The organism is Halomicrobium sp. HM KBTZ05 (assembly GCF_041530035.1).
Taxonomy (GTDB): domain Archaea; phylum Halobacteriota; class Halobacteria; order Halobacteriales; family Haloarculaceae; genus Halomicrobium.
In genome coordinates this window covers 2,374,268-2,398,289 of sequence record NZ_CP168057.1, presented here as the reverse complement: position 1 = coordinate 2,398,289, position 24,022 = coordinate 2,374,268, and the positions used below count along the sequence as shown (strand labels likewise).

The 24,022-nt window shown below is 65.4% G+C and carries 26 protein-coding genes and 1 tRNA gene; 8 read left to right on the top strand and 19 right to left on the bottom strand.

The window, feature by feature from the left end:
- Positions 1-31: 31 nt before the first annotated feature.
- Both ACAH01_RS12450 and ACAH01_RS12445 read right to left on the bottom strand, forming a co-directional pair.
- On the bottom strand, positions 32-532 hold the full coding sequence (locus ACAH01_RS12450; RefSeq protein WP_208628648.1) for a DapH/DapD/GlmU-related protein: 501 nt from the start codon (positions 530-532) through the stop codon (positions 32-34).
- 53 nt (positions 533-585) lie between these two features.
- A complete protein-coding gene (locus ACAH01_RS12445) occupies positions 586-2,106 on the bottom strand; it encodes a phytoene desaturase family protein (protein WP_372479400.1) in 1,521 nt (506 codons plus the stop codon).
- A gap of 101 nt (positions 2,107-2,207) precedes the next feature.
- Between ACAH01_RS12445 and ACAH01_RS12440 the strand changes: the two genes are divergently transcribed.
- Positions 2,208-3,272, top strand: a complete 1,065-nt coding sequence (locus ACAH01_RS12440; RefSeq protein ID WP_372479399.1) for a Brp/Blh family beta-carotene 15,15'-dioxygenase — start codon at positions 2,208-2,210, stop codon at positions 3,270-3,272.
- Here the strand turns inward: ACAH01_RS12440 and ACAH01_RS12435 are convergent, their stop codons facing one another.
- The 7 genes from ACAH01_RS12435 to ACAH01_RS12405 all read right to left on the bottom strand — a co-directional run bounded on the left by ACAH01_RS12435 (position 3,273) and on the right by ACAH01_RS12405 (position 9,886).
- A complete protein-coding gene (locus tag ACAH01_RS12435) occupies positions 3,273-3,944 on the bottom strand; it encodes a hypothetical protein (protein ID WP_372479397.1) in 672 nt (223 codons plus the stop codon). It lies immediately after the preceding gene.
- A complete protein-coding gene (locus tag ACAH01_RS12430; RefSeq protein WP_372479396.1) occupies positions 3,941-4,861 on the bottom strand; it encodes a GAF domain-containing protein in 921 nt (306 codons plus the stop codon). Before ACAH01_RS12430 ends, ACAH01_RS12435 begins: the two co-directional genes overlap by 4 nt.
- Before the next feature lie 74 nt (positions 4,862-4,935).
- Positions 4,936-6,537 (bottom strand): hypothetical protein, encoded by a 1,602-nt coding sequence (locus ACAH01_RS12425; protein WP_372479395.1) that lies wholly within the window; start codon positions 6,535-6,537, stop codon positions 4,936-4,938.
- Positions 6,538-6,643: 106 nt separating this feature from the next.
- Positions 6,644-7,660 carry an amino acid ABC transporter permease gene (locus tag ACAH01_RS12420; protein ID WP_372479394.1) on the bottom strand — a complete coding sequence of 339 codons (1,017 nt, stop codon included), beginning with the start codon at positions 7,658-7,660 and terminating at the stop codon, positions 6,644-6,646.
- Positions 7,660-8,391 (bottom strand): amino acid ABC transporter ATP-binding protein, encoded by a 732-nt coding sequence (locus tag ACAH01_RS12415; RefSeq protein WP_372479393.1) that lies wholly within the window; start codon positions 8,389-8,391, stop codon positions 7,660-7,662. The genes ACAH01_RS12420 and ACAH01_RS12415 overlap by 1 nt, the downstream gene beginning before the upstream one ends.
- Positions 8,388-9,104 (bottom strand): amino acid ABC transporter permease, encoded by a 717-nt coding sequence (locus ACAH01_RS12410; RefSeq protein WP_372479392.1) that lies wholly within the window; start codon positions 9,102-9,104, stop codon positions 8,388-8,390. The genes ACAH01_RS12415 and ACAH01_RS12410 overlap by 4 nt, the downstream gene beginning before the upstream one ends.
- Before the next feature lie 5 nt (positions 9,105-9,109).
- Positions 9,110-9,886 carry a basic amino acid ABC transporter substrate-binding protein gene (locus ACAH01_RS12405; RefSeq protein WP_372479391.1) on the bottom strand — a complete coding sequence of 259 codons (777 nt, stop codon included), beginning with the start codon at positions 9,884-9,886 and terminating at the stop codon, positions 9,110-9,112.
- A 265-nt stretch (positions 9,887-10,151) separates the two neighbouring features.
- On the opposite strand from ACAH01_RS12405, the gene ACAH01_RS12400 reads away from it, so the two are divergent.
- Positions 10,152-11,867 (top strand): histidine kinase N-terminal 7TM domain-containing protein, encoded by a 1,716-nt coding sequence (locus ACAH01_RS12400; RefSeq protein ID WP_372479390.1) that lies wholly within the window; start codon positions 10,152-10,154, stop codon positions 11,865-11,867.
- A 41-nt stretch (positions 11,868-11,908) separates the two neighbouring features.
- Here the strand turns inward: ACAH01_RS12400 and ACAH01_RS12395 are convergent, their stop codons facing one another.
- Entirely contained in the window at positions 11,909-13,498 is a 1,590-nt protein-coding gene (locus tag ACAH01_RS12395; RefSeq protein WP_372479389.1) for an oleate hydratase, read from the bottom strand.
- Positions 13,499-13,614: 116 nt separating this feature from the next.
- Complete coding sequence (locus ACAH01_RS12390; RefSeq protein WP_372479388.1) at positions 13,615-14,256, bottom strand: helix-turn-helix domain-containing protein; 642 nt, start codon at positions 14,254-14,256, stop codon at positions 13,615-13,617.
- A 387-nt stretch (positions 14,257-14,643) separates the two neighbouring features.
- Here ACAH01_RS12390 and ACAH01_RS12385 point away from each other — a divergent pair, with 387 nt between their 5' ends.
- Positions 14,644-15,483, top strand: coding sequence for a hypothetical protein (locus ACAH01_RS12385; RefSeq protein WP_372479387.1), 840 nt, complete (start codon positions 14,644-14,646; stop codon positions 15,481-15,483).
- A gap of 6 nt (positions 15,484-15,489) precedes the next feature.
- On the opposite strand, the gene ACAH01_RS12380 is transcribed toward ACAH01_RS12385, so the two are convergent.
- Positions 15,490-15,957, bottom strand: a complete 468-nt coding sequence (locus ACAH01_RS12380) for a GNAT family N-acetyltransferase (protein WP_170093756.1) — start codon at positions 15,955-15,957, stop codon at positions 15,490-15,492.
- Between the two features lie 178 nt (positions 15,958-16,135).
- Here ACAH01_RS12380 and ACAH01_RS12375 point away from each other — a divergent pair, with 178 nt between their 5' ends.
- From ACAH01_RS12375 to ACAH01_RS12355, 5 genes are all read left to right on the top strand, one after another.
- Positions 16,136-16,903 (top strand): Nif3-like dinuclear metal center hexameric protein, encoded by a 768-nt coding sequence (locus ACAH01_RS12375; protein ID WP_372479386.1) that lies wholly within the window; start codon positions 16,136-16,138, stop codon positions 16,901-16,903.
- A 52-nt stretch (positions 16,904-16,955) separates the two neighbouring features.
- The gene (locus tag ACAH01_RS12370) at positions 16,956-17,531 is read left to right on the top strand and encodes a SprT-like domain-containing protein (RefSeq protein WP_372479385.1); all 576 of its coding nucleotides are present in this window, start codon (positions 16,956-16,958) and stop codon (positions 17,529-17,531) included.
- A 166-nt stretch (positions 17,532-17,697) separates the two neighbouring features.
- Positions 17,698-17,841 carry a hypothetical protein gene (locus tag ACAH01_RS12365; RefSeq protein ID WP_372479384.1) on the top strand — a complete coding sequence of 48 codons (144 nt, stop codon included), beginning with the start codon at positions 17,698-17,700 and terminating at the stop codon, positions 17,839-17,841.
- Between the two features lie 9 nt (positions 17,842-17,850).
- Positions 17,851-18,141, top strand: a complete 291-nt coding sequence (locus ACAH01_RS12360) for a hypothetical protein (RefSeq protein ID WP_372479383.1) — start codon at positions 17,851-17,853, stop codon at positions 18,139-18,141.
- A gap of 140 nt (positions 18,142-18,281) precedes the next feature.
- Positions 18,282-19,097, top strand: a complete 816-nt coding sequence (locus ACAH01_RS12355) for a hypothetical protein (RefSeq protein ID WP_372479382.1) — start codon at positions 18,282-18,284, stop codon at positions 19,095-19,097.
- Positions 19,098-19,181: 84 nt separating this feature from the next.
- Here ACAH01_RS12355 and ACAH01_RS12350 read toward each other — a convergent pair whose 3' ends face one another.
- From ACAH01_RS12350 to ACAH01_RS12320, 7 genes are all read right to left on the bottom strand, one after another.
- Positions 19,182-19,583: a type II toxin-antitoxin system VapC family toxin gene (locus ACAH01_RS12350; protein WP_372479381.1), complete on the bottom strand. Its 402-nt coding sequence runs from the start codon at positions 19,581-19,583 to the stop codon at positions 19,182-19,184.
- Complete coding sequence (locus ACAH01_RS12345; RefSeq protein ID WP_372479380.1) at positions 19,580-19,804, bottom strand: antitoxin VapB family protein; 225 nt, start codon at positions 19,802-19,804, stop codon at positions 19,580-19,582. Before ACAH01_RS12345 ends, ACAH01_RS12350 begins: the two co-directional genes overlap by 4 nt.
- 822 nt (positions 19,805-20,626) lie before the next feature.
- Positions 20,627-20,697 (bottom strand) — tRNA-Pro (locus ACAH01_RS12340).
- 116 nt (positions 20,698-20,813) lie between these two features.
- Positions 20,814-21,713 carry an RNA-guided pseudouridylation complex pseudouridine synthase subunit Cbf5 gene (locus ACAH01_RS12335; RefSeq protein ID WP_372479379.1) on the bottom strand — a complete coding sequence of 300 codons (900 nt, stop codon included), beginning with the start codon at positions 21,711-21,713 and terminating at the stop codon, positions 20,814-20,816.
- Between the two features lies 1 nt (position 21,714).
- Entirely contained in the window at positions 21,715-22,293 is a 579-nt protein-coding gene (gene cmk, locus ACAH01_RS12330) for a (d)CMP kinase (protein WP_170093779.1), read from the bottom strand.
- A gap of 63 nt (positions 22,294-22,356) precedes the next feature.
- Complete coding sequence (locus ACAH01_RS12325; protein WP_372479378.1) at positions 22,357-23,271, bottom strand: DUF106 domain-containing protein; 915 nt, start codon at positions 23,269-23,271, stop codon at positions 22,357-22,359.
- A gap of 39 nt (positions 23,272-23,310) precedes the next feature.
- The gene (locus ACAH01_RS12320; RefSeq protein WP_372479377.1) at positions 23,311-23,961 is read right to left on the bottom strand and encodes an adenylate kinase; all 651 of its coding nucleotides are present in this window, start codon (positions 23,959-23,961) and stop codon (positions 23,311-23,313) included.
- Between the last annotated feature and the right edge of the window lie 61 nt (positions 23,962-24,022).

The window sequence follows — 24,022 nt, the reverse complement described above, 5'->3', positions numbered from 1 at the left end:
TCGGGAGACGGTTATAATGGTGGCGAGAGCGTCACTCGTCGCTGGATAGCGGCTCGATCGGGACCCCACCGACGCGCTCGCCCGGCGCTACGTCGCGGTTGACGAACGAGTGGGCGGCGACCGTCGCACCGTCGCCGATCGTCACGCCCGGCCGCGTCGAGGAGCCGTGACCCAGGGTCACGTCGTCGCCGATCTCGACGGGCCCGACGTGCCACTCGTCGGTGTAGCCCTCGTGGGTGAGCAGTTTCGTGCCCCAGCCGATCAGCGACCCCTCGCCGATCGTGATCTGCTCCGGAAAGAACGGGTCGACGACGACGGCCGGCGCGAGCACGGAGTCCGCCCCGATCTCGACGCCGAAGGCTCGATAGACCGGGTTCTTGACGATCGGCGGCAGGTGTTTACACAGTTCGAAGACGTAGTACGTCAGGCCGAATCGGATCGGGTTCCGTATCTGGTACCAGCCGGCGGCCGGTACGTCGCGGACTTCGACGCTGTCGTCGACGGTCGACCGCTTCGCTTCGCGTCCGTCCATACCTGCCGTAGGTGCGCCGTCGACAAGTCGGTTCCTCTGGCGACGCCGCAGCGTCACTCGATCGACGCGAGGGCCTCGGCGTCGCCGAGGGCCGGATAGTCCTCGAAGATCGCGGAGGCGGTGTGTTCGCCGCTGATGAGACACATCGGCATCCCGATCCCCGGGGTCGTGTAGGCCCCGGTGTAGTAGAAGCCCTCCAGCGGACCGCGGTGACTCGGTCGGAAGGGGCCGGTCTGGAACAGGGTGTGTGCGAGACCCAGCGCCGTCCCGTCGGGGTCGCCGTAGCGCTCGGCGAACTCGCTGACGCAGGCCGTCGTCTCCGAGACGATCCGGTCGCGGAGATCCACGCCGGTGTGTTCGGCCAGATCCGTGAGGACCTGCTCGCGGTACCGCTCGCGTACGTCCGGACCGTCGTCGAGGCCCGGAGCGATCGGGACGAGCGCGACGACCGCGTGGTGGCCGTCGGGGGCGACGGTGTCGTCGGTCTTCGATGTCACCGAGAGGTAGTAGGCCGGATCGTCGGGCCAGCGCGGCTCGTCGAAGATCGCCTCGAAGTGGTCCGACCAGTCCGTCGGCAAGACGAGCGTGTGGTGTTCGAGCGGGTCCACGTCGCCCTCGACTCCGAGATACAGCATGAACGCCGACGGCGCGTAGGTCTGGTCGTCCCAGTATCCGGGCTCGTGTGCGCGGTCCCGGTCGTCGAGCAGCGCTCGTTCGGTGTCGGCCGGGTTGGCGTTGCTGACGACGAGATCGCTCTCGACGAGGCCGTTGTCGGTCGCCAGTTCGAACTGACCGACCGCGCCGCCGACGTGCTGGACCTCGACGCCGGTCCGGATGGTGACGCCGTGCTCGCGGGCCAGCTCCGCCAGCGCGTCGACGACACCGGCGATACCCCCCTCGGGGTAGAAGACGTTCAGGTTCAGGTCGACGTGACTCATGATCGAGTACAGCGCCGGGGTGTTGTACGGCGAGCCACCGAGGAAGACGAGGGTGTACTCCAGGAGCTGGCGGAGCTTCGGGTGTTCGACGTAGCGGCTCACGTAGTCATCCATGTTCCCGAACAGGCGATAGCGCGGTGCCATCGGGAGCAGGTCGGTGTCGACGAACTCTCGGAGTCGCTCACGGCCCTCGTAGACGACGCGATCCATCGCCAGCTCGTAGTTGCGCTCGGCGTCGTCGAGGTACGCGGCGAGTGCCTCGCCGGCCCCCGTCTCGTAGGACTCGAAGATCGCCTCGACGCGGTCGCGGTCGGGCGGGACCGTCACGCTGTCGCCGTCCTTCCAGCACACCCGGTACTGTGGATCGAGTCGCTCCAGTTCGTAGTAGTCGCCCGGCTCGCGGTCGAAGTGAGCGAAGAACCGCTCGAACACGTCTGGCATCAGGTACCAGGACGGTCCCGTGTCGAACCGGAACCCGTCGCGTTCGAGCACACCGGCGTGGCCCCCGACCCGGTCGTGGCGTTCGAGCAGTCGGACGTCCAGGCCCGCCCGTCCGAGGTACGCGGCCGCCGAGAGGCCGCCGAACCCGCCGCCGATCACCGTCACCGTCGGATCGCCCGAGAGCGGATCTCGCATGCCCGCTGCTAGTGATCCCGTCGTTTTGAGGGCACCTCGCGTTCTCACACACTGGGAGTTAGGTATCCCACTTTTTCCACGAACGACGCTAGCGTCCGACGATGCGCCCGACAGAGACTTCCTCGCCGTGGCGGCTGCACCGGGACGCGGACACACACCCGTCGCTCGGACTCTCGCGGGCCGCGCTGCTGGTCTTGGTCGTCGGGTTCGGCGGGCTCGCACTCGCCGGGATCGAGGTCCCGCTCCGGGCCCAGATGGTCGTCTACCTCGTCGGGATGGTCGCGCTGAACCTCCCACACGGCGGGTACGAGCACTTCGAGAACCTCCGGCGGCGACGGCCGACGGTCCGGTGGCGGTACGTCGGAGCGTACCTGCTGGCGATCGCTGCCTTCGTGGGACTCTTCTTGCTCGCGCCGGTCGCGGGGCTCGCGCTCGCCCTGGTGGTCGCGATGGCGAAAGGCGGGCTCGGCGGGCTCCACGTGCTGGCAGCGACGAGTGGCACCGAGCACCTGCGGACCCGTCCACAGCGTGCGCTCGCGGTCGCCGTTCGAGGCGGTGCGGTCATGCTCGTCCCCATCGTCTTCCACCCGACGACGTTCCACAGCTTCAGCTCGCTGATGGTCGGGCTCGTCGAACCCGGCGCGCTCGCGGCCTACAGCGGCCAGTTCGACCTGACACGGCGGGCAATCGCCGTCGGCTACGCGCTCGCGCTGGGCACGCACGTCGGACTGGGCTACGTCCGGGGCGGCGGCCGCGCCTGGCTCATCGACGCTGGCGAGTCCGTCCTGCTGGCCGCGTACTTCGCCGTCGTGCCCGTGCTGGTCGCGGTCGGTCTGTACTTCCCGTTCTGGTACTCGGCCCGCCAGGTCGCTCGGACGGCGACCGTCGAGGCCGAACCGGTCGGAGACGACGAGTGGGACCTGGTCGGGGGCACCTCGGCGTCGACGGTGGCGCTGCGCGCGTGGGGCATCCTGATCGCCGGTGCGCTGGCGACGTTCGCCGTCCTCGCGGTCGTCTACTGGCTGTTCCCCAACCCCCTCGCCGGGACCGCCGCACTCCCCGGTGCAGTCGCGTTCTGGAGCGTCTTCATCAGTATCGTCGCGCTCCCACACGTCCTCGTGGGCTCGCTGCTGGACCGCGACCGGGGCATCTGGTACGTCCCGTAACTACGGCAGCGTGAACGGCTGCCAGCCATCCGGCTGGTCGCGCAGGCCGCGCACGTGCACCTCGCCGTCGGCGTCGCTGGACTCCGGTTCCCGGACTTCGATCCGCCCGTCGGCCACCTGACTGATCGTGTTGACCGTCTTCGTGTCGTGGGTCGTCGGATCGATCGAGAACAGCCCCAGTCCGTCGGCGCTGTCGATTCGACCAGAGAGCGTCTGGACGAACCGGAACAGCGCCCGCATGTCGACGTACATCGACAGCGACGAGAGACTGACCAGCCCGGTCCGGACGCGGCCGTCGACGGCGTCGGCGTACAGCGACTCGTACAGCGCCGAGAAGCGCATCCCGATGCCGGTGAGGTCGCTCTGGGTCGAGATCGACCGGACCCTGAGATCGAACTGTGACTCTGCGAGGTCCTGGCCGGTACAGTCGATGACGCCGGCCCGGTCGGTGTCGAACGACGGGTGGAGTCGACGGCAGCTGTCGAGCAGCTTCTCGCAGCTCTGGTTGGTCGAGACGAACAGCATGCCGTCGCCCGTCTCCGTCCCGTCGGCGACCATCGAGCGGACGAGATCCTCGGCGCGGCTCAGCGCCGGCCCGGCGACCAGCACGGTCGAACCCGCCTCGATCGGTTCGATCGGGACGCCGTCGCCGAACTCGTAGCCGCCGCTCATGGGTCTCCTCCGTCCGTCTCGACGCCGTCGTCCAGCCGAGCGTGGAGTTCGATCACGTCCATGGCGACGGCCGCCAGATCGCGGAGGTACGCTTCGTCGGCCGCCGAGAACGAACGCGGTTCGTCGTCGTAGATACACAGCGGCCCGATCACGAGCCCGCTCCTGGTCACGAGGTTCGCGCCCAGATACGCCCGGATCCCCATGTCCAGGAGCGTGTCGCTGCGGGACTCGAAGCGCGGGTCCTCGGTCACGTCCTCGACGGCGAGCACGTCGTCGTCTTCGACGATCGTGAACGTACAGATAGAGTCCTGCCGGTCCATCGTGTCCCACTCGTTGGCCCCGCCGTAGCAGGCCAGAAAGTCCTGGCTGTGCTCGCTGATGATGTTGATCGAAGCGCGATCGACCGAGAAGTGCGTGGCCGCCAGGTCGGTGATCCGGTCCAGGGAGTCAAGCAGTGCCCGGTCGTCGAGATCGTACGACTGGAGGGCCGCCAGCCGCTCGCGCTCGTTCTGTGGCAGCGGGTAGGATGCCTGTGCCTTGCCCTCCACGGTCGTCTGGAGCAGTTTGGCCAGGCGCTCGGTCCCGAACACCGAGCCCTTGCCGACGTACTCGGTGATGGTCCCGCGCAGTTCGTCGGTGCCGATGGTGTCTGGAGCCGCGTCGGTGTAGAGGATACACCCCGCGTCGGGCGCAGTCTCACGGACCGCGGTGACCAGTTCCAGACCCGTTCCGTCGGCCAGGTCGTACTCCGTGACGACGGCGGCCAGATCGGTCGAGACGACTGCTTTCGCGTCGTCGAGGGTTGCCGCGGTCTCGAAGACCGGATCGAAATCTGTGAGCTCGGTCCGGAGCTGTTCGACCGTGTCTTCGCGGGCGTCCTCGTCGGGATCGACACAGAGGATGCGATGAGACGGCATGCTGTTGGCTACACCGTCTGCCACGAGCGGTATGTACGTACTGGCCGAAGTATCAGCAGCGAAAACTGCGAGTGCTACTCCGTGCCAAGCACCGCGTCGAGCGTCGCGTCGTCGACGTGGCGGCCTTCCCGGCCCGCCGTGTAGGTCTTGGCGACGGCGATGGCCCGGCCGGTCCGGGAGTCGCCCAGATCCGGCGAGAGCTCCGACTCCAGCAGGTCGGTCGTCCACGAGCACTCCTCGTAGTCGATCTCACCGGCGACGAGGCCCAGACACAGCGAGACGACGATGTCGTTCATCGCGTCGGTGACGAACGCGGGGGTCGCTCCGCTGATCGCCCCCAGTCGCTCTACGTCGACCTGTGTCCCGTTGACCGTCGCAGCGAACACGACCGAGCCGGCGGCCAGCTCGGCGGCCGTGTAGTCGCTGTCCGGTTCGTCGGCCGCGTACCGTTCGAGCGTCCGCCGACTCTCCTCGGCGACGGCGTCCGAGAGGTCGAGTTCGGCGACGAGATCGGCGACGATCTCCTCCGGGCTGGGGCTGGGGATGTCCGCGTCGATCGCCTCGTCCAGCGCGCCCAGCGTCTGCACGACGGCGCGGGCCTCGACGGGCCGGCGGGCGGCCACGTCCCCAGCGTCGGTGTCGGCCTCGTTCAGCCGCAGCCCCGCGACGAGTGTCGCCCCCGCCAGCTCGGTCGCGTTCGACACGTCGACCTCGCCGACGGCGTCGCCCACCATCCCGCGAGCGAGCAGGCGCGTCGGCGCGTCGACGCCGAGCTCCTCGACCAGCGCGTCGATCTCGTCTTCGACCGCCTGGACGGTTACCTCGGGCTCCGCCTCTGTCTCTGGGGTCTCGGACTCGCTGTCCGTGTCTTCCGGTGTCGGCGTAGCGGGAGTCTCGTCGTCCGTGTCTCCCCCCGTCGGCCCAGACGGAGTTTCGGGCTCGCCGACCTCGTCGGGCTCCGAAGCCGACTGCTCCTCGGCTTCGCCAGCGCCGTCGGTGGCCGTCGCCGTTTCGACCGGCTGGGCCACCTCTCCCTCCGTCTCGGCGTTCATCTGGTAGCGCTCGTCTTGCAGTCGATCGCCGAGCAGGCGTTTGAGCGCCTCCGCGCGGTTCTCGATCGCCACGCGGCTGGTCTTCGAGGCCCCGCTGAGGACGTTCTGTACGTCCTCCGCGTCGTGGCCGTTGACCAGCGCCGCCAGCGACAGCGCACCCCCAGCGGTCGCCCCCGGCGAGCGCCCGTTCGCGATCACCTCCGGATTCAGCTCGAAGGCGTCGAGCAGGATCCGGTGTGCCACGTCGACCAGCGAGTCGGGCATCTCGACGGCCAGGCCCAGGCGGTCGGCGAGCGCCTGGGGCTTGGGCGGGACCTCGTCGACGTCGAGGTAGACGCTCGCGGTGTCGAGTTGCTGCTCTGTGATCGTGATCTCCCGGTCGTCGAGCAGCTCTGACCACGCGCTCGCGACCGTGTCCTCGTCGACCGGGAGCCCGTCCTCGCGAGCCGACAGGACCAGTGCCGCCGCCAGGAAGTCGTCGATGTTCTCATCGTCGATCTCGGGCTTGTTGCGCAGCTGTCCCAGGCGGACCTGGGTGATCTGTAACGTCTCTTTCGGTATCTGGAGTTGCTCGCAGACGCGGAGCAACCGATCCTCGACGCCGTCTCCTGCACTACTTGCCATAGTGCAGTCGTTCACGCTTCACTGTCTTAACTTTTGGATGCTCGAAACACCGATTGGAGCCGTCGCGGGACCGTCGCCGTCCCGGAGTGGCGAGAGACAGCCCCCCTCACCGCTCGTCGGCTGGTCCGAGGCCGGGGATCGCGACGGCCGCTTCGAGTCGATCCATCGCCAGCGCGGTCGTCAACACCAGCGCGAGATACAGCACTGCCACGACGACGTAGGTGTCGGTGACCCGGAAGCTATCGGCGGCGATGATCCGAGCCTGCCGGAACAGTTCGGGCACGGTGATGAACGCGGCCAGCGAGGAGTACTTGATGAGATAGACGAACTCGTTGGTCCAGCCGGGGATCGCGTAGCGCAGTCCCTGTGGCAGGACGACGTGGCGGATCCCCGCCGCCTTCGAGAGGCCGATCGACCGGGCGGCCACGAGCTGTCCGCTGTCGACCGACTGGAGCGCCCCCCGGATGTACTCGGCCTGGTAGGCCGAGGAGTTGATCGTGAAGCCGACGATCGCCACGAAGACGGCCGCCCGTGGCACGGCCCCCTCGCCGACGAACCCGAGCCCCTCGATCTCCGCTGCCAGGGGGAGCCCGTAGTACAGCAAGAACAGCTGGGCGAGCAGCGGCGTCCCGCGGATGAGCTCCGTGTACGCGAGCGAGACGGTGCCGACGATCCGCCCGCCGTAGACCCGCGCGACGGAGAGCGGGACGGCGATCGCCAGTCCCAGCACCATCGACGCGAGCGTCAGGTACACCGTGATGAAGGCACCGGCGGCCATCGCCGGCCCGCCCTCGATGGCGAAGGCCGTCAGTTCGAACGGCCAGGCGAGCCACTCCGCGAGGAGTCTGAGCGGCCCCAGATCGGCACCGACGGCGGTCAGGGTCTCGGCGGCGTTCTCGAACGGTGCCGTCGGGAGCCACGGCTCGCGAGCGAGCACCGCCGTCTCCGAGCGGAGCAGGTCTGGGAAGCCAAGCGCCGTCGCGACGGCGTCGAGGACCGTGTTGTGGTAGGCCCAGCGCAGCGACAGCCACGTCCAGAAGACGACGCCGACGGTCACGACGGCGAGGCGTCGCCGGCCCGGCAGATCGCCGACGGCGGCGGGTTGGGTCTGGTCCGTGCTCATCAGTGGATCTCTGTGAGATCGCCCAGGAACTCGCGTGTGCGGTCGTGTTCGGGGTCGTCGAACAGCTGTTCGGGCGGCCCCCGCTCGACGATCTGCCCGTCGTCGAGGAAGGTGAGCGTGGTGGCCGCAGAGCGGGCGAAGCCCATCTCGTGGGTGACACACAGCATCGTCATCCCCTCGTCGGCCAGGTCGTTCATCACGCCAAGCACCTCGCCGATGAGCTCCGGGTCCAGCGCGCTGGTGGGCTCGTCGAACAGGATGAGTTCGGGGTCCATCGCCAGCGAGCGAGCGATCCCGACCCGCTGTTTCTGGCCGCCGGACAGCTCCGCCGGGTAGGAGTCTGCCTGCTCGGCCAGCCCGACGCGATCGAGGTACTCCATCGCGCGGTGGTGGGCCTCGGCGCTCGGGAGATCGAGCACCTCGGTCAGCCCCAGGGTGACGTTGCCCACCGCGGTACGGTGCGCGAAGAGATTGAAGTCCTGAAACACCATCCCGACCCGTCGCCGGAGGTCGTTCTCGTCCATCGCGTGGATGTCCTCGCCGTCGAGGAAGATCGACCCGCCGTCGATCTCGGTGAGACGGTTGACACAGCGCAACAGGGTGGACTTGCCCGACCCGCTCGGGCCGACGATCACGTCCACGTCCTGTGTGTCCATCTCGAACCCGACGCCGTGCAGTACCTCCTCGTTCCCGTACGATTTCTCGACGTCTTCGAGTCGAAGTAGGCTCATTCGTTGCCTCCTGGGATCGCGTAGCGGTCGTGTAGTCGATCGAGCGTCCGGTTCGTCGCGACGGTCAACACGAAGTAGATCGCGGTGATCGTGAGGATGACCTCCATCACGGCGGTGCCCCGGCCCGGCTGGAGATAGAGGTTCTCGGCCCGGGTCAGCAGCTCCGCCAGCCCGATCGCGAAGGCGACGCTCGTGTCTTTCAGCACGATCGTGAACTCGTTTTGAAAGCCCGGAATCGAGCGCCGGATCGCCTGCGGGAAGATCACGTGGCGGATGGCCTGGAGCTTGCTCATACCGATCGAGCGGGCCCCCTCCATCTGGCCCTCGCTGATCGACTGGATCGCGCCCCGAAACACCTGGCTCTGGTAGGCCCCGCTGCGGAGCCCCAGCGCCAGCGTCGCCGCGAGAAACGGCGTCACCTGGATGTCGAGCGCCGGCACGGTACCCAGCTGTGGGATCGGGAGCCCGAAGTACAGCAACACGACGAGCACGACGATCGGCGTGCCACGGAAGACGACGCCGACGGTGCCGACCACCGACCGCAGCGAGTCCGGCCCGTACACCTCGATCGCTCCCATCGGGAAGCCGGCCAGGAACCCAAGCGAGAGACTGGTGATCGTCAACAGCACCGTGACGATCGTTCCCAGCAGCAGGAAGTCCGCGTTGCTGGCGACGAAGAGCCAATCGCTGCTTTGCCACACGAGCCCCGCCATCTATCTCACTCGAACCACTCGCCGACGAGCTCGTCGTAGGTGCCGTCGTCGCGCAGTTCCGCGAGCGCGTCGTTCAGATCGCTCAGGCGCTCGTCGTCGGGGCGCATCCCCATGCCGAACTGCTCGCCGGTGTCGATGACGAACGCGATCGCGACCGCACGGTCGCCCGCGAAGCTCCCTGCCACGGGCTCGTCGACGATCACGGCGTCGACGTTGCCGTTTTCGAGGTCCTGGGCGGCCAGCGTGTAGTTGTCGTAGCGCCGGAGGTCGTCTTCGGCGACGAGTCCGTCCTCGACGAGAGACTCGGCCTCGCCCTCGCCCGTGGTGCCGCCCTGGGCACCGACGCGGACGCCTTCGAGCTCCTCGACAGACGCCGGCTGGAACTCGCCGCCTTCCTGGACGAGGACGGCCTGGCTGGACTCCCAGTAGGGGTCGGTGAAGGCGATCTGCTCCTGGCGATCCGGGCCGATCGTCATGCCGGCGGCGATCAGGTCGATGTCGCCGTCCAGTACCGACGGGATCAGCGACTCGAAGGCGATGTCCTGCCACTCGCCGACCTCGTAGCCGGCCCGGTCGATGACCGTCTCGGCCAGTTCGATGTCGAAGCCGACCAGTTCGCCGTCCTCGGTGTACTCGAACGGCGGGAACCCGGAGTTCGTCCCGGGGACGATCGTTTCCGTGTCCTCTTCGCTACTCGAACAGCCGGCGATCGCTGTCGTGGCCCCGAGAGCCCCGACAGTCTTCATGTACGCCCGCCGATCCATACTGTACGTACGAGCCATACCGATTGATCGGTAGAGCCACTGTTGAACGTTTCGGGCCTGTTCTGGATGGTCTATCATGCCGACGGCGGGGATCGACATTTTTCGAAGACGGCAGCGGGTGGAAGATCCTCACGAAGTGACAGCCGGCAGTATCACAACCCCGCGGTTCGACGGCCGATCTGTCTCGCGCCGCCGCCGAACGGTCACCCCTCCCGAGCGCGCCAGTATCAGGTCTGGATACGTAGGGACCGAGTTTATCTGTGCCCTTACCTACCACGGTAGTATGACCAGCCCAGCACAGTCGATGAGCTTCTTCATGCTCATCTGTGCTGTGCCGATCGTCGGGCTGGCCGTCTACACCGTTCGACGGCGGGACCGGCCCGGTGCGAACGGGCTGGTGCTCTGTCTCGTGGGGATGGCCGGATGGTCAGTCATGCTCGCGCTGATCACGTGGCCGACGCAGCTGTTGCCGGTGTGGATAAACACCACCGTCCGCCACTTTTTCCAGCTCCTCGTCGTCTTCGGCTGGCCGCTGTTCGTCCGAGAGTACATCGAACGCGACCGGGTCGACCTGTCGTGGATCGCCGGAGCCGTCCTCGCGGTGATCCCTGCGCTCACGATCGTCCTGACGGCGACGAACCCGTTACACCACCTCGTGTTAGCGCCAGAGACCCCCGCGAATCCCGCCGGAATCAGCGAGCTGGCGCTCGGTCCCTGGTACATCGTCCACATTGGGTTCGCCGTCGCGCTGGTCATCCTGCCCGTCGGACTCCTCCTCCGGGAGCTACAGACGGCTCACGGAGCCCACCGAAAGCACCTGTTGCTGGTGTTGACGGGGTGGGCGATCGGCTTTCCCGGCGCGTTACAGACGCACCTCTTTCGGACGATCGACGCGATCCCACTCTACGTCGACCTGACGCCGCTCGCCTTTCTCGTCACGGCCGGGCTCTGGGGCGTGTCGCTCTTTCGCTACCAGCTGTTCATGATGGTCCCCGTGAGCCGCCGGACCGTCGTCGAGACGATCCCCGACCCCGTCGTCGCCGTCGACGAGAACGGCCTCGTAATCGACGTCAACCCCGCCGGCAAGCGGCTGTTCGGGACGCCAGACGACGTCGCCGGCTTCCCCATCGAGGAGCTGTTCGCCGACTATCCCTCGCTCGTCGAGTACTACCGTCGGGGCAGCAGCGACGTGGCGTTCGAACTCACTCACGACGGCCAGTGTCGGCAGTTCTCGGTGACGTGCGAGCGGATCCGTGACGGTGGCTCGGAGGCGGTGCTGGTGTTACGTGACATCACGCCGGTCAAACAGCGAGAGGAGACCCTCAGACAGCGCGAGCAGGAGCTGCGGATGCTCAACCAGGTGTTCTCTCGCGTCTTCCGACACAACATCCGGAACGAGCTCCTCGTCGCCCGTGGCCACATGGACCGCGTCGGACACCGGACCGACGACGAGACGGTCGAAGAGAGTGTCCAGACCGCGATCGGCGCGACCGAGCGGCTGCTCGGACACGCCGAGAAGACCAGAGAGATCCAGCAGATCGTCGACAGCGACCCGGACTCGACGGTCGTCTCACTGGAGAGGCTGGTCACGACGGCTATCGATCCCTACAGGAACGACACGACGGACGTGACGATCGAGGTCGCGGTCGACGATGTCCACGTCGACGTGATCGAGCGCTTCGAGGCTGCCGTCGCCAACGCGGTCGAGAACGCGATCGAGCACAATCCGACGCCGCTGCACGTCGGGATCACGTCACAGGTGGCTCCGGACACGGTGACACTCTGTATCGAAGACGACGGCGAGGGGATTCCGGACAACGAGATCGCCTTCCTCACCGAGGGCGAAGAGACGGTGCTCAATCACGGCTCCGGCGTCGGGCTGTGGGTCCTGAACTGGTCCGTCCAGCGGTCCGACGGGACGCTGTCGATCGTCGATACGGGCTGTGGCACACGGGTCGAGATGACGCTCCAGCGGTCGAACGACGCTCTCGGGGAGTGAGACTACCGACCGCGGCCCTGGAAACGGTCTCGCCGACGGTGTCAGCGGTAAGCCGCACCGACGGCGTCGGCCAGGACACTGGGCTCGCGGTAGTGCTTGCTCACCGGCGGGACCGTCTCGTCGAGGTCAAGCAGCTCGTAGACCGCCACCATCGCCGACCGGACGGAGTACTCGACGGTGAACACGACGTCTCTGTCGACCTCGGCGTACTGGCCGAGGAAGGCGAGGTTGTTCGACCCGTCCGGGACGACCGCCGGTCGGTCGCCGGGCTCGCGGGGCTGGAAGTGTGCCGTGATGAACGGCATCATCGCGGGAATGCACTCGACGCCCTCCAACAGCTCCGGCAGTCGATCCTCACACTCCAGGTGGTAACACAGCTCCTGGAGGATCTCTCGGCCGGTACACTCGGACATCGGCTTCTCCACGTAGTTCCCCTCCCGGTCGGGGAACAGCGCGTACCCCCAGAAGATCTTCACGTCGTCTGGCTGGTTCGCGAAGTGGGGCTGAGCGGCGACGACCGTCGAGAGCAGCCAGTTCGACCCGAGGTAGGTCACGAGCCCGTTGCCGGGGTCTTCGTCCGTGAAATCCACGATGTGGTCGAACAGGTCGGTGTTGTGCAGCGTGACGGTGAACGACTCCCACTTCGTCTCCGTGACGTTGTCCGCGAACACCGACGGATTCCCGAACTGCGGATTCCCGTCTGCGATGGACTTCCACAGCTCCCAGGACGCGCCGGTTTCGTTCAGTTCCGGAGCCTCGTCCATCCCGCCGAGCGACGTCCCGTCGGTCATCGAGCCGTTGGTCACGAACACCAGATCGGTCGGCTCGACCGGGATCGTCTCGGTCCCGCTGTCGGTCTCACAGTGGATCTGCGTGACCGTCCGGCCCGCCCGCGAGGTGACGATGTCCATGTCGGTCACCTCGTGGCCGTACTCGAAGGAGACACCCCGGTTTTCGAGCCAGCGTCGCAGCGGGAGGATCATCGAGTCGTACTGGTTGTACTTGGTCCGGTCGATGCCCTCCATCGTGTGGAGCCGGGGGAACTCGTGGAGGAACCGGTACATGTACCGCCGGACCTCGGCGACGCTGTGCCAGGGCTGGAAGGCGAAGATCGTCGCCCAGACGTACCAGAAGTTCGTCTCGAAGAAGTCGTCGTCGAACCACTCTTCGATCCGCGTGTCGCCGAGTCGCTCTTCGGAGGTCAACAGCAGTCGGAGCAGCGAGCGCCGGTGTCGCCCGGTGAGACCGTAGTTCGAGGCGTCGATCCGCGTCGCTCCGTCCATCAGACGCGTCTCGGCGTAGGACTCGTGGATCTCGTTGAACTCGTTCATCTCGGCTTTGACCGAGCGAGAGGGATCTTCGAGAGACGGAATGGTCCGGAACAGGTCCCACGTACACTCGTAGGCGGGGAAGTTGAACATCCTGCCGCCACGGATGACGTATCCTTCGTCGGGGTCGCCCGCGCCGTCCATCGCCCCGCCGACGACGTCCAGTTTCTCGTAGATGTGGATGTTCTCGCCGGGCATATTCCCGTCTCTGATGAGGAAGGCTGCGCCGGCCAGTGACGCGATACCACCGCCGGTGAAGTGTGCTTCGCGATCGGTGACGTGAGGTTGCTGGTGAATGGTCATTGGGGATCACTCCGTTCGGATCGGGCCACGGTGTGGTTCGTCGGCTCGTTACGTGTCGGAGTAGGTGGGTGTCGGCAGTAACAGTTTGCAGGATAGTTCCTGCTTTTTATAAGGGGCTACTCGACGCTCGCGATCGTCTCGGCGACGAGTTGCTCGTGGCCGCGGCGAAGCCGTTCCGAGAGTGCAGACGTCGTCGTGTCGAGTTCGTCCGCGAGTGTCGCGAGGTCGGTCTCGCGGGGTACCTCGAAGTAGCCCATGCGATAGGCCACCCGCAGTGCCTCCCGCTGTGGTTCGGTCAGCCCGTAGCTCTCGGCACCTCCCTCGGCCTCGAAGAGCCGCCGTGGTTGGAAGTCGATTCCGGCCTCACGACAGGTATCACTGAACGCTTCGAGCGCGTTCCTGTCCGCAAAGTGGGCGCTGACTTGCCACCCGTGCTGGGTCACGAGCGCACCGCTTGGATACGTCTGGCGATCGACGAGTTCGCCGTAGATCCCGACGTGTGCCGTATCCAGTGCGACCCGGTACCGCGACTCGACGAGGGCCGACTCGATGGCGACGAAGTCGACGACGGAGTCTGCCGTTGTGAGGGCGGTCTCGATGTCGTCCGGGTCGACGCCGGTCGTCGAGAACACCAGCGCCGGCTCTCCGTCCGTCCCCAGGACGGTGTTGTCGACCGTCAGTGTCGTCTCGACCGCCGCCGCGACGCCACAGAGCGGGAGCGCCGCCGAGTGCAACTCGAATTCACAGATGACGCCCATACTGTGGCCTCCCGGCAGGGCACCGTAAGACTGTGGGTGAGCCGTTCGATGCCCGGACGACCGAACGACGACTGTCGAAGCTGAAGTAGCCCCCCCCCCTCTCTAACTGGGCCAGTGTGATACTGCCGGCTGTCACTTCGTGAGGATCTTCGCCACCCCGGGGTGGCGAAATCGTTCACAGATGTACAGCCGGTAGTATGAGGAGTGAGCAGTTCGTTGGTTTTGGTGTCTCTACTCGATAGCGTTCGGCTAGGCCGGAGTGGCGACACCGAAAACCCTCTCGGTGCTCGCCCTTTCGGTGCTTTCTCTCCAGTTTCGATCTCTAACCCGAACACCGCCGCCTCCGTGGCGCGACCATTTATGTTCGCGCGTACCACACGGATGAGCATGGAACAGCTATCCTCGTGTTACTTCTGTGGTGCCGCCCTCGACGCCCAGATCGAGCCGTATCAGGTCGTGCCGGCGTCGCTGGACCCGACCGACGACCAGCAGCGAGCCGTCTCGCTGTGTCCGAGCTGTCGCCAGAAGCTCGCACACGTCGTCGAGACCGTCGTCGAAGCCAGCGGCGACGGGGACGCCACCGCTGCCGTAGACGACGTGCCGGATCTCGACCCCGAGGGCGCGCTCCTCGACGACGAGCCAGGCACCGCGACCGGAGCCGACGACGCCGTGGCCGACGGCCAGCCGACGGACGCGAGCAACGACACGAAGCCGGAACCGGAACCCACACGCGAGGGGCGATCCGACGACGGCAGCGAGTCGTCTCAGTCCGACGCCGACGGCCAGACCCAGCGAACCGGGTCGAGTTACTCGCACAACGGCACGGGCGACGATCACGGTGCCGACCGCCGTCGCGACGGCGAGACACGAACGGACCGTGCTTCGGACGAACGCCGAACAGAGAGCGCCGAACGACGCGACGGTGCCAGTCCGCGACGGGACGGCCGGGACGCGAGCGACGACGCCGAGGCCGACCGGACCCAGCAGACGCACAGTGCCGGCGACACGGGCGAGGAGGACGACGGACCGTCCCTGACGGCACTGGAGTACAACAAGGTGATGCGACTCCTCCAGAACCGCGAGTTCCCGGTCGAACGCGCCGAGATCCACGACATCGCGACGAGCGCCTACGAGATCAGCGACCGGGAGTTCGACGCGATCATCGACGCCGCGATCAAGCGCGGGCTCATCGACGAGGAGAACGGGACGCTCGTGAGCGGCGACTGATCGCGCTCACTCGACTCGTTGCGTGTAGGTCACCTGTTTTTCGGTGAAGCCGCTGTCCTCGTAGAAGCTGCGCGCTCCCTCGTTGGCCCACTCACAGGAGACTTTCAGGTAGTCGACGCCGCGTTCGCGCGCGAGTCGCTCGACGCACTCGATGGCCGCGGTGCCGTGGCCCTGACTTCTGTGGCCCTGCTCGACGAACAGATCGACGATCTGGAGGTACCTGTCCAGTGCCCGTGAGGGGTGTTCCCCTTCGCGGACGAGCACCGAGCCGACCGTTCGGCCGTCGACTTCCAGCAGGAAGGCCGTGGTGTCGTCACCGTCGATGTGGTGCCGTGTGATACCCTCGACGACGTCTTCGGGATCGTCGTGAGCCAGCTCGTTCAGCTCCGAGTACGGCTCCATCTCGCTGGCCAGCTGGAACCAGTACTCGGCGAGCAGTTCGGCGTCGTCTCGCGTCGCCTCGACGAGATCCATACGCCGGTCACAGACCCCTCGTCGATAGCTGTTCTGGTGGTCCGGGAACCGATCACACGCCGGCCGACGGTCGTCTTTAGTGAAGCGAATGCGAGCGTTGCTACCCAAAATCTGTTAACGAAACACTGCCCGGTCGACTCCCCGAAGGCATACGGACGGGGCCGTCGAAGGGCCGGCTATGGAACTGCAGACACTCACGGACCGACTGGACGAGCGACTCGACACGGCGGCCTACGCCGATCTGGACGCGAGCCCGAACGGGCTCCAGGTCGAGACCCGCTCGACCGAGATCGAGCACGTCGCCGTCGCCGTCGACGCCGCCGAGGCGACCGTCGAGGCGGCCGCCGACGCCGGGGCCGATCTCCTGGTCACGCACCACGGCATCGTCTGGGGCGGGATGGAGCGACTGACCGGGACCCACTACCGTCGGATGGCTCCCCTGATCGAGCACGGCATGGGGCTGTACGTCTCTCACCTCCCCCTCGACGGCCATCCGGAACTGGGCAACGCCGCCGGACTCGCAGACCTGCTCGAACTGGACGATCGGACTCCCTTCGGCGAGGTCGGGCCGGAGTACATCGGCCAGCGCGGACGGGCAGCCAGCAGCTTCACCGCCGAGGCCCTCCGATCGTCGCTGGCCGACGAACTCGACACCGCCGGCCAGCCCGTGCAGGTGCTCGACTTCGGCCCCGACGAGATCGATGACATCGCGATCGTCACCGGGAGCGGCAGCGACTGGATCGGCGACGCCGCCGAGGCTGGCGTGGACGCGCTCGTGACCGGCGAAGGCAAACAGAAAGCCTACCACGAGGCCCGCGAAGCGGGGCTGACGGTCGTCCTCGCCGGCCACTACGCCACGGAGACCGTCGGCGTCCGGTCCCTCGCTACGCTGCTCGAAGAGTGGGGCCTGACCACGACCTACGTGGATCACCCGACCGGACTGTAGCGACCACGACGGACCGCATCGCTCAAGCGCCCTCGGCCGCCACTGTTCGCCGATGGACGCGCCGGTCGAGTTCGACGCGATCGACGAGCACGACGACCTGATCGCGTGGTCCCGTGCCTACTGCAAGCACGCCCGTCGCGAGTGGCTCGTGGACGTACGCCTCGACCTCGTCGAGTGGACGGTCTCGACGCGAGCCCGCCGCCGTGCCGCCGCGGTCAGACACCCACAGATCGACGACGCCACCGTCGACGAGGCCCTGGACTGGGACGCCGTCCCCGGTGCCGACGGCAGACCACTCGCCTGTACGCTGTCGCTGACCTGGGACGCGTTCCGCGAGTTCTCGCAGGCGGAGTGGGCGTCGACGCTGCGCCACGAACTGATCCACGTCGAACAGTACCAACACTGTGGCACGACCGGCCACGGCGCGGCGTTCCGGCGTCGCGCCGAGACACTCGACACCGAGGTCCACTGCCGGACGTTCGCCGACGCGCGCTGGACCTTCCAGTGTCGAACCTGTGGCACCGTCGTCGCCCGACGCTACCGAGACTGCCCGTTCGTCCGCGAGTACGACCGCTACCGCTCGGACTGCTGTGGCGACCGACTCCGACGCGTCGAACGGACGACGTGAATCCTGTCGGCGACGATCAGCTACCGGCGTTGCTCCGGCGAATCGTTCAGCCGCTCTCTCCGTTGTCCATCTGCTCGATCGCCTCCTCGCCGAGCGGCGGGAGTGATTCGCCGATCGCCTCCACGTCCGAGATCGCCGGCTCTCACACCGGGGACTCGTTGGATGGATGCGATTTTCGGTCAATCCGATCACCGAACGAGGAAAGCGGTACCTCGACAGCGAGATCGACACGTCGGAAGGCACACCGGACGAGGTGGAGTCGGTCTTCAACGAGAACGACGGACCAAGCGCCGGAGAGATCCACGAGTAGGTCTAAGCCATGAACGAGAGAAAGTCAGCCTACTGGATGAAGCAGTTGGACGAACGGATCTTAGAGTACATCGACCGGGACGGGATGGCGACGCCCCGAATGATGGCCCACGACAGGGCTTTCACGGCGTCGCCGGGTCACATCTGGGAACGGTGCCAGATGCTCTACTGCATCCGGTTCGTCGAACCGATCTACAACGATATGTACGACCTGACGACCGACGGGATGCTCTATCTTCAGGGACAGATCGAAGCCGATAACCGGCTGAAGCCGCCAGTTGAGAGAGTACTACGTGGCTGAGGAAGGTAATAGATCAGATACAGCAAAACCAACATTACACCCAAACATGGATGAAGATGAGGGTTAATACCGCCACCCACCTGGCCCAGAAAATTGCATCGCCAGCGCAAGTAGAGACCATAGAAACGTATGAGGAACGCATGGACGATTACAGGGCAAAAAATTACACCCATATTCCGCTCCCTCTGGATCAAAAGTATGTGAACACTGAGACAGGTGAAGTTCATGATCTTGCCCCGCAACAAATCATCCATCCTGACGCATCTGTGTTCACTGCAATCTCTCACTTACGAGGAGACCCGTTTTTATTGGTTGATCACCGGTATTGGTACGGAGTTGAAGATGGAGAAATAAAATGGTCGGGTAGAAATACGGACTTTGATAGAAAATTGGGGCGGATAATCTCGACAAGACACCATGACCCAGAAACAAAAAGAGATATTGCAAACGTAGTCAGAAGCCAAGGACACGTTGGTATCATAACTCTCGCAGACATTAATAGTAGAGCAGCCAAGGAGTCGATATATCCAGTTATTGCTGAGTTAGAATCTGTATTTGCAGAAAAGATTGAGGAAGAGTTGGATGAGATCGATATTGTACCATACTTATCTTCAAAAACGATCGACCGTTGGTCAGAAGCAAAGGAGGAAGGACTGGGTATGCATATCTCTGAGTTTATGGAGCTTTCTGAGATCCTAAGTGTTGTTGGAGACCACGAAACCCTCCGTGCCAAATTCGACTACAACTCGAAAACCGAGTTTGAAGAAACCGGTGGTTTAGTCCACTTACGCAACCCAATTATGCATTTGTCGAGAACGCTAGTTCATAATAGAGAGGATCTTCAGCAGACCGTCGATCGGATTGAGAGGTGCAAAGACATCATTGAAAGAGCTGATAGAGATGTTATTTTAGAGAATTACAGCCACGACCCTTGGCTATCAGAATTTCCTGATTGATGTCTGTATATTACTACTCCTCACAAACTATCGTTCAGTAGACGCTACTCTCGGCGTACTCTAAGTATCGAGTCATGTTCACTATCACTCGGTGTGTACAACGTCGACATCAGTGAGTTGTGTAACTGGCTCCTTGTCGAAGTCGTTGCTGTTGTGGGTGACGAACGTGGCACCTTCCTCGTGGGCAGTCGCCAGATTCAGCAGGTCGGCGGCGTCGAGCGAGACACCCTGTGACTGTAGCTTTTCACCGAGGTACGCCGCTTCGAGTGCTGTGTCGTCGGTAAAGTTGATGATCCGGTCGAAGTTCGACTGGAGATTGTTCTGTGTCTCGATCATCTGACTTCTCGACGGCTGCGCCTTGTACGATTCCCATGCGACAATCGCGGGAATAGTCCACTCTTCCCCACGGTATTGACCCAGATGCTGAACGATCTGTTGATCCAGTTCGGTGAGCTTTGCCAGGATATCGCGATCCAGAACGATCATTCGTACTCCCGCTCTTCGAGCGATTCGCTCAGCTCGTCGTGTGCGTCGTCCATGCGCTCACCGAGGTCGCCGTCGTTGATGTCGCTGAGTGACTCTGCAATCGCTTCCACGTCCTTCTCGCTCCGGCTCAGACGGTCCAGCAGGTCGTTGAAACTCTCGTCGTCCCGCTTCAGGTCACGGAGCCGTTCCTTCACGTCGTCGCTGACTCGAATGGTGCTCATGTGTGTACGTTGTATACGCTTGGTTGGTATCACTTTCGCCGTTACAGCCACTCCACTTTCTCCCGCTCCCGCAGCTGTGCCTCAGGCGAGTGCGTTCCGCGATAGTGGCCCAGAGACGTCTCCAGATCGTCCCAGCCGCCCCAGTCGGAGACGACCATCGCATCCACATCGGCCGACCGAAGGGTCGTCGCCCAGCTCGTTGCTGGGGAGGTCCCAGTACGCAGACGCGCCGATGTAGTCGACGACACACCGAACCGTGGCTTCCTCGGGCAGCGTCGAACGCATCTGCGGCTGTTCCACGTCCGAGATCGCCCGCTCTATGGCAGCGTCGAGATCGTCGAGGGCGTCCCACTGCCGACGCGCGAGGTCGTCGCGTATCTCGCGCTCGCTCGCAGCCTGTACGGAGTCGAGCGAACACCAGCGGACGGTCTCCCGTACGTCGGGGTCCTGCGTGTGGTCGTTCGGGTCGATCCCGTCCGTGATCGACTCATACGGATTATTGTAGATCTTTCCCGGATTGACCGCACACCGTGGTGCGGTCGACCGGGAAAACGGCTACAATAATCCGTATCAGAGCAGGACCAGAAGCGCCGGTTCGTCGCCCAGTACAGCGCGAGCTTCCACGTCGCCCAGTCGGCGGACGACTCTCTGTCGCCTGCCTCGAAGGACTCGTGGCGTCGCGCATCCGCCGAGCGAAGCGAGGCGGTTCACTGCTGGCGAGCACCGCGAGCCAGCAGCTTTTTCGCCCACGTTTTTCAAGGAGCCCTCACCGCAGCGAGCCGGAGGCTCGCGAGGAAGGGCGACGCGCAAAAAGGTGGTGTATGGGACCGCCGAGATTCGAACTCAGGTCCTACCGACCCCATCGGCAGAGGATACCACTACCCCACGGTCCCGCACTCGGGATGAGGAGGGTCCACTAATTAAGGGCTACGCTTCGGCGTTGCGTGTGAGAGTCATCGTCTCGGTCGGGGCCATCGAGTCGCGGCGGGTGTCGTCATCCAGAGAACCGTTAGACGAGGACGCGTTCGAGTTCGACGGCGACGCCGCCCTCGGCGTCGGGGCCGCCGACCAGTCGGCCCAGACACACCGCCGCGCCGTCGGGCGTCACGCAGCACACCTCGGCACCCTGCTCGGCGTCGGTCTCGATGACGCCGGGCGCGTAGACCGGTGCGCCGTGTGCTACCTCGCGGGCGGCGCTGGGGGCGATCGTGACCGTCGGGTAGCCACGGAGTGCGTGCTCGGCGGGTGCGACTGTCTCGTGGAGCCAGCTCTCGTCGTCGTTGTCGGCCCACTCGGCCAGCGCGTCGACGAGGTCCTCCATAGTCACGAGGTCGCGATCGTCGAAGTCGCCGGTCGCGGTGCGTCGGAGTTCGCCCATGTGTGCGCCGGTCCCGAGCGCGAGCCCGATGTCGTGACAGAGCTTGCGGACGTACGTGCCAGAGCCACAGCGGACGCGCAGGAGTGCCCGGCGGTCGTGGCGTTCGAGGACGTCCAGCGCGTGGATCGTCCGGCTGCGGAGCCGTCGTTTCACGGCGCTCTTGCGCGGGGGCTTCTGGTAGATCTCGCCCTCGAACTCGGCGACGATCGAGTCGAAGTCCGGCGGCGCCTGGTCGTGGAGTTCGAGGATCGTGACGTACTCTTTGACCGCGTCGTCGAACACGCGTGCCGCGCGGGCGGCGTCGCCGAGCAAGATCGGGAGACAGCCCGTGACCTTCGGGTCGAGCGTGCCGCCGTGTGCGACGCGCCCGAGCGTCCGGTCGTCGCCGGCCGCGTCGAGCGCGTCGTCGACGGCGTCCCGGACCCAGGCGGCCACCTGGTGGGCGGAGGGGCCGGGTGGCTTGTCGAGGTTGACGACGCCGAAGGTGAGCAGATCGGCGGGCGACCGGTGTTCGGGCGCGTCGCGGACCATCTCAGAACTCGTAGGTGACGCCGGCCGTCGGTGCTTTCCCCTCGTCACCGTCCGGTTCGTAGGCGTCGACGGCGGCGACGATGAGTTCCTGGACGCCGCTCTCGTCCCAGCGGGCGGTGTTGATCGAGAGGTCGTAGATCGATCGGTCGTCGATGTCGATGCCGTAGTACTCCTGGTAGCGCAGCCCTTCGCTCTCGGCGCGGGCCTGCGTCTCGTCTCTGGCTTCGGTGACGGACTTCTCCTCGCGGTCGGCGATCCGTTCGGCCCGCACGTCCAGTGGTGCGTCGAGCCACAGCTTCAGGTCGGCGTAGTCACCGGCCATCCAGCCGGCCAGCCGGGATTCGAGGACGAGATCGTCTTCCTCGCGAGCGGTCGAGCGCAGTCGCCGGTCGAGGTCGCGGTCGATCTGGTCGTCGGATTCGGCCTGCTGGTTGAGTTCGACCAGCGAGACGCCGCGTTCCTCGGCCAGCGAGCGAAAGATGTCGCCGCCGCTGACGTGGTCGTATCCGAGTGCCTCGGCGAGGTTCGCGGCGAGTGTGCTCTTGCCGCTACCCGCCGGTCCGGAAACGGTGATCAACATGTATCGACTGGTGAGGGCGCGAATAAAGAGGCTGTCTGTTTCCGGTCGCGTTCGCGGGGTCGGCTACCCCGTTGGCGAGGTCTGGACGTTCAGTGCCTTCCGGAGCAGTTGGCTGAAGCCGAGCGAGCACAGGAAGTACCAGAGGATCCAGGCCTGGAGCGGTCCGAGGACGCCCTGCTGCCAGTTCGAGACCTCGCCCACCAGGGGGAGGACCATCACGGTCTCTGCGGCCTCGATGTGGCCGTCGCGGATCATCCAGTACATCCAGAGGAAGGCGGGGATCGTCAGCAGCATGATCCACACCATCGGTCGGAACTGGGCCTTGAACATGCCCAGCTGGTCGCCCATCGCCTCCATCTGCTCTTGCTGGATCTTGTCGAGGGCTTCGTCGTCGCCGCGCTCTTTGGCGGCCTCACGGCGGTCCTGGAGATCCTGCATCTTCTCCTGGTACTTTCCCATGACTTCCGAGTCCATGAGGTTGTCCTGGAGGAGTGTCGACCAGAGACCTGTCATGATCGCCAGCACGAGGATGACGACGTAGAACGGAACCACGTCGTTGAGCGGTCCCAGCACGATGTCGATCGTGCCGCCGACGAGTGACCGCACGTCCTGTTGCATGTAGCCGGCGAACAGGCCCACGGTGACCAGGGCCGCGCCCTTGTCGTAACTGGTCCAGTTGACGCCCTCGTCGTCGCCGTCGCTGTCGCCGCTGGTGGCCGCAGCAGCCTCGACGCTGTCTTCGCCGAGCGCGTCGCGGATCCCGTCGGGGTCGCTGAGGACGAACCCCGCTCCGTCGGCGTCGACCAGCAGCCCTTTCTCGATGAGCCGGCCCCACTGACCGCTCGTGAGATCGTCGCTCACGTCGGCCCAGGAGACGGTCCCCTGCTCCTCGGCGACGGCGAGGACGGTCGCCAGTGCGTCGGTCATGTCCTCGCCCTCGCTGGCGAGCGACTCTACTTTCTGGGCGGTACGTGCCATTCGTGTACTACTCTACAGCGGCGAGCCCTTATCAACGTTTTACTCGACGCGCGCGTCGATGGCGTCCTGGATGTCGCCCCAGACCTCGTCGGGGGTCTGCTCGCCGTCGATGGCGACGAAGGCGTCCTCGCCCTCGTAGTGGTCGATCACCGGCTGGGTGTTCTCGTCGAACACGTCCAGACGGTTGCGGACGGACTCCTCGTTGTCGTCGTCGCGCTGGATCAGGTCGCCGCCACAGTCGTCACAGACGCCGTCTTCCTCGGGCGGGCTGAACTCGACGTGGTAGTTCGCGCCACAGTCGTCACACACCCGGCGGCCGGTGAGTCGGTCGACCAGTTCCTCGCGAGCGACCGACAGCGAGAGGATCACGTCGAGGTCGGTCATGTCTTGGAGTTCCTCGGCCTGTTCGAGGTTCCGGGGATAGCCGTCCAGGACGAAGCCGCCGGCCTGCGAGAGCGCTTCGTCGACGATGGCGTTGACGACCTTGTCGGGGACGAGGTCGCCCGCGTCCATGTACGCGCCCGGCGTGTCGTACTCCGTGTCCATGTCGGAGATGTCCATCTCCTTGTTGCCACGGAGCGCGTCGCCAGTCGTGACGTGCTCGACGCCGTAGCTCTCGGCGATGTTGCTCGACTGTGTCCCCTTGCCCGCACCTGGCGGACCCAGAATCAGGATTCGTGGTGCTGCCATACCCGGCGATTCTGCGGGGTGGGATAAATGATTGTCCAAACCGTTCGACGGCTCGACCGAC